This window comes from Actinomycetes bacterium, assembly GCA_036000965.1.
In the GTDB taxonomy this organism is placed as follows: domain Bacteria; phylum Actinomycetota; class CALGFH01; order CALGFH01; family CALGFH01; genus DASYUT01.
The window spans coordinates 1-3980 of the sequence record DASYUT010000126.1 but is presented as its reverse complement, the minus strand read 5'-3'; the positions used below and the strand labels follow the sequence as shown (position 1 = coordinate 3980).

Annotated in this window: 4 protein-coding genes; 2 read left to right on the top strand and 2 right to left on the bottom strand. The window is 73.7% G+C overall.

Annotated features, from left to right (window positions below; all coding sequences use genetic code 11):
* On the bottom strand, positions 1-458 hold a 458-nt coding region (locus VG276_10955; GenBank protein HEV8649895.1), incomplete at its 3' end, for a diacylglycerol kinase.
* Positions 459-484: 26 nt separating this feature from the next.
* Positions 485-814, bottom strand: coding sequence for an acylglycerol kinase family protein (locus tag VG276_10950; protein HEV8649894.1), 330 nt, complete (start codon positions 812-814; stop codon positions 485-487).
* Between the two features lie 249 nt (positions 815-1063).
* Between VG276_10950 and VG276_10945 the strand changes: the two genes are divergently transcribed.
* Both VG276_10945 and VG276_10940 read left to right on the top strand, forming a co-directional pair.
* Complete coding sequence (locus tag VG276_10945; protein HEV8649893.1) at positions 1064-2350, top strand: phospholipase D-like domain-containing protein; 1287 nt, start codon at positions 1064-1066, stop codon at positions 2348-2350.
* Positions 2351-2547: 197 nt separating this feature from the next.
* Positions 2548-3672, top strand: a complete 1125-nt coding sequence (locus VG276_10940) for a PP2C family protein-serine/threonine phosphatase (GenBank protein HEV8649892.1) — start codon at positions 2548-2550, stop codon at positions 3670-3672.
* Positions 3673-3980 lie beyond the last annotated feature (308 nt).

Below are 3980 nucleotides of genomic sequence, written 5' to 3'. Positions count from 1 at the left end.
GATCCCTCCGCACGGGCGGGCACGCACAGGGTGAGCGCCCGCGGGAGGATCTCAACCACCAGCCGGCGGGTGCTGCCGGCTGGGTCGCCGTCCCGCTCGACCGGCTGGGGCCGGTCGCAGTCGACCTCGACGCGTCGGGCGCGAAACAGCTCCAGCGGCAACCTCGGTGATCCCGATGGTTCAGCCTGCCCTTGCTGCTCGGGGCCGTGTCGTTGGCGCCGCAGTAGCACCTGGGTGGCCAGCCGTAGCCAGTCGACCGGCGTGCGGGTCCCAAGGACCGCGACGTCCAGCACGCCATCGTCGGGCCGGGCGTCAGGCACCACCGTAAGCCCGCCCTGCAGGCGGCCCAGGTTGACGATCAGCAGGCCCTGGCCGACGCGGGTGATGGTCGGCTGGTCATCGAGGCTGATGCGGAACCGGGCTGGGCGCCGGCGAAGCTGGCGCAGGCCGCTCAGCACGTAGGCGAGCGCGCCGATGCGACCCTTCAGCTTTGGGTCAGCGTCGCGGTGCCGGCCAGGCCGGTGACACAGGCCATCACGGTGCCGTCGCCGCCCGCGGCGAGGACCAGGTCCACGCCCTGCTCAACGGCCTGCCGGGTGAGGCCTTGGCCCGCCTCCTGCTTGGTGGTCTCCAGCCACACCACCTCGACCCCGGCCGCGTCCAGCGCCGCCTGCAGGTCGCGCTTGCGCTCGGGCGCGCCGTCGGGGGAGGTGGCCGGGTTGAAGACTACCGCGACCCGGCGCACGGCGGGCTGCGGGGTCACCGCCACCGCCACCAGCATCGGCTCGCGCCAGCGCCGCCAGGCCTGCGCCACGCCAGCCCCACCTCCCACCGGCCGCCCGATGGTGGATCCAGCGGCCCACACGAGCGAGCCATCGCATACCTCCAGGGCACCCAGCGATCACCCAGCGCTGCCGAAGCTATCTCCACAAGGAAAGGGCGAGCAAACCCCCGGCATCCGCCCCACTCGGTTCTCAGCCGGCGTGCTCTGGGCTATCTTCTGCAATCGAACGCAGGCAGAGCAAGGCGGCGGCCCATCCCCTGTTGTCCAGGAGGCAGTCCCGTGCCACCAGCCCCGACCATCCGCAACGCCGCGGTCCTCGGCGGCCTCGGGCTCGCCGCCGTCTACGCCTTCGAAGCGGCCCAGTACCGGCGCACCGCCGCCAAGGGCTACCAGCTGCAAGACCCCCCGACACCCGGCACGGCCGACTTCGCCCGCCTGGTCGAGGCGCTCACCGTCGCCCCCCTGCGCCAGGGCAACCGGGTCACGGTGCTCCGCAACGGCCGCGAGATCTTCCCCGCCATGCTGGAAGCGATCCAGCACGCCAAGCAGACGGTCAACTTCGCCACCTACGTCTACTGGACCGGCTCCATCGCGCCGCAGTTCGCCGAGGCGCTCGCCGAACGCGCCGCCGCCGGTGTCGAGGTCAACGTCCTGCTGGACGCGGTCGGCGCCGCCAAGATGGACCACGGCCTCGTCGAACAGCTCGACCGGGCCGGCGCCACAGTCGCCTGGTTCCGGCCGCCCAAGTGGTACACCCTGCACAAGCTGAACAACCGCACCCACCGCAAGATCCTGGTCGTCGACGGCAACGTCGGCTTCACCGGCGGGGTCGGCATCGCCGAGGAGTGGACCGGCAACTGCGAGGACGCCGAGCACTGGCGCGACACCCACGTGCGCGTCGAGGGGCCGGTCGTGCGCGACCTGCTCAGCGGCTTCGTCGACAACTGGGCCGAGGCGACCGGCTGCATCCTGTCCGGCCGGCAGCACCTCCCAGACGTGCGCGGCTTCGACGACGGCATCCAGGCCCAGGTCACCCGCTCCACCGCGCAGAAGGGCAGCACCGACGCCGAGCAGCTGTTCTACACCGCGATCGCGTGCGCCCGCGAGCGGATCTGGCTGACCACCGCCTACTTCGCGCCACGGCGCGCGTTCGTCGACGCGCTCTGCGACGCGGTCCGCCGCGGCGTCGACGTGCGCGTGCTGACCAACGGCCCCCACACCGACAAAGAGGTCGTCCGCCAGGCCGGGCGGCGCTGCTACGGGCAGCTGCTCGCCTGCGGCGGGCGGATCTTCGAGTACCAGCGCACCATGCTCCATGCCAAGGTCTTGCTCGTGGACTCCCACTGGGTCACGGTCGGGTCGGTCAACTTCGACAACCGCTCGTTCGCGCTCAACGACGAGCTCAACATCTCCTTCCGCGACCCCGGCGTGGTCGCCGAACTCGAAAAGCACTTCCTGGCCGACCTCGAGGACGCCCGCGAGCTGAACCTGGCCGCCTGGCGCGCCCGGCCCCTCGCCATGCGCGCCCGCGAGCTGGCCAGCGCGCTTGTGCGAAGGGAGCTGTAGCCGACCCGGCCCCAGGGCTCGGACCACACCGATGCCACGCCGCGTTACGCGGCGAGTTCTCAGGGTTCGGGGCCAGTCCTAGGCGCCCACCCGGTCGCCTGCGGAGGGTCAGGGGTCGCCGCTGGCTCCTCCCGCTTGCCTTGACCGGGCCGGGGCTACAAGATCAACCCGGGAGCCGGCGCACGTCGGGGAGCAAGATGGCGGACCAGGTCAGGCACGACCCGGGGCGGCGGGCCAGCGGGCGCGGGATGCGCCTGCTCCGCATGGTGGGCCGCCCCGAGCTGGCCGCGCCGGTGGTGCAGCGCAACATCGGGGTGTGGCTGGCGCTGACGCTGATCGTGGTGATCCTCGGCCTGGACATCGTCGGCGGCCGCAAGGCGGAGCTCCTCGGGCTGCTGGTCGGCCCGCCGATCCTGGCCGCCTCGTTCGTCGGCCCCAAGCGCACGGTCGCGGTCGGGGTGGTCGCGCTGGCCGCCGCGGTCGGCTACGGCGGGGCGGTCGGGGTGGACCTGCTGGCCGGCTCGCAGGGGGTGCCCGCGGTCGCGATCGGGGCCGCGACCGTGCTGTCGGGGCTGGTGGCGCGGGTGCGGGTCGAGCGGGAATGGCGGCTGCGCGCGGTCACCCGGGTCGCCGAGGTCGCCCAGCGGGCGCTTTTGGGCGGTGTGCCCCCGGCGCGGGGGAGCCTGCGCCTGGCGGTGCTGTACGCCTCGGCCAGCGCGGAGGCGTCGGTCGGGGGGGACTTCTACGAGGCGCTTGCGACCCCGCACGGGGTGCGGCTGCTGGTCGGGGACGTGCGCGGCAAGGGCCTGGACGCGGTCCGGCTGGCCGGGGTGGTGCTGGGCAGCTTCCGGGACGCGGCCCAGGACCGCCCCGACCTGGCGCAGGTCGCCGCGGCGCTGGACCGCAGCGTCACCCGCGCGGTCGGCCCGGAGGACTTCGTGACCGCGGTGGTGGTCCAGGTCGTGGCCGACGGCAGCGCGATCGTGCTCAACTGCGGCCATCCCGCGCCGCTGCTGGTCCGCGCCGGGGTGGCCACCGAGCTGGAGCCACCCGAGCCGGCGCCGCCGCTGGGGCTGGGCCCGCGCCCGGAGCCGCTGCGGCTGCGGTTGGCGCTGGGCGACCGGATCTTGCTGTACACCGACGGGGCGAGCGAGGCGCGCGCTCGCGGCGGGTTCTTCCCGTTGCAGGCCGCGGCTGCGTTCGCGCTGGTCAGCGCCGACCTGGAAGCGGGGCTGGAGTCGCTGTGGGCCGAGCTGCAACGCCACGTCGCCGGGCAGCTCCACGACGACGTCGCCCTGCTGCTCATCGAACGCAGCAGCTGACGCCGCCCCGCTTCGCCGCGAGCGGACGATGGCCGCCGGCGCTCGGGGCCGAGCTCCCACGGCCGCCAGGCGGCAAGCGAGCGAGCCTCGATGACCGCGGCACCTCGGGTGGCGGTCTTCGCCAACCTCGCCGTCGACCTCGGCGCCCCGCTGGCGCAGGAGGGTCAGCTCCTGCTGAAGCCGTCGCCGTGGGGCCGTCCAGGCCAGCTCCCGGGAGACCTTGGACCCTCGTTCGTCGGATCCTGGTACAGCAGCGCAGCTCAAGGTTGCCGGTCGGCTCGTGCAGGCTCGGGACCAGGCGAAGGCGA

Coding starts and splice junctions, on each gene's coding strand:
- VG276_10940 (HEV8649892.1), top strand. CDS start 2,548: ATGGCGGACCAGGTCAGGCACGACCCGGGGCGGCGGGCCAGCGGGCGC.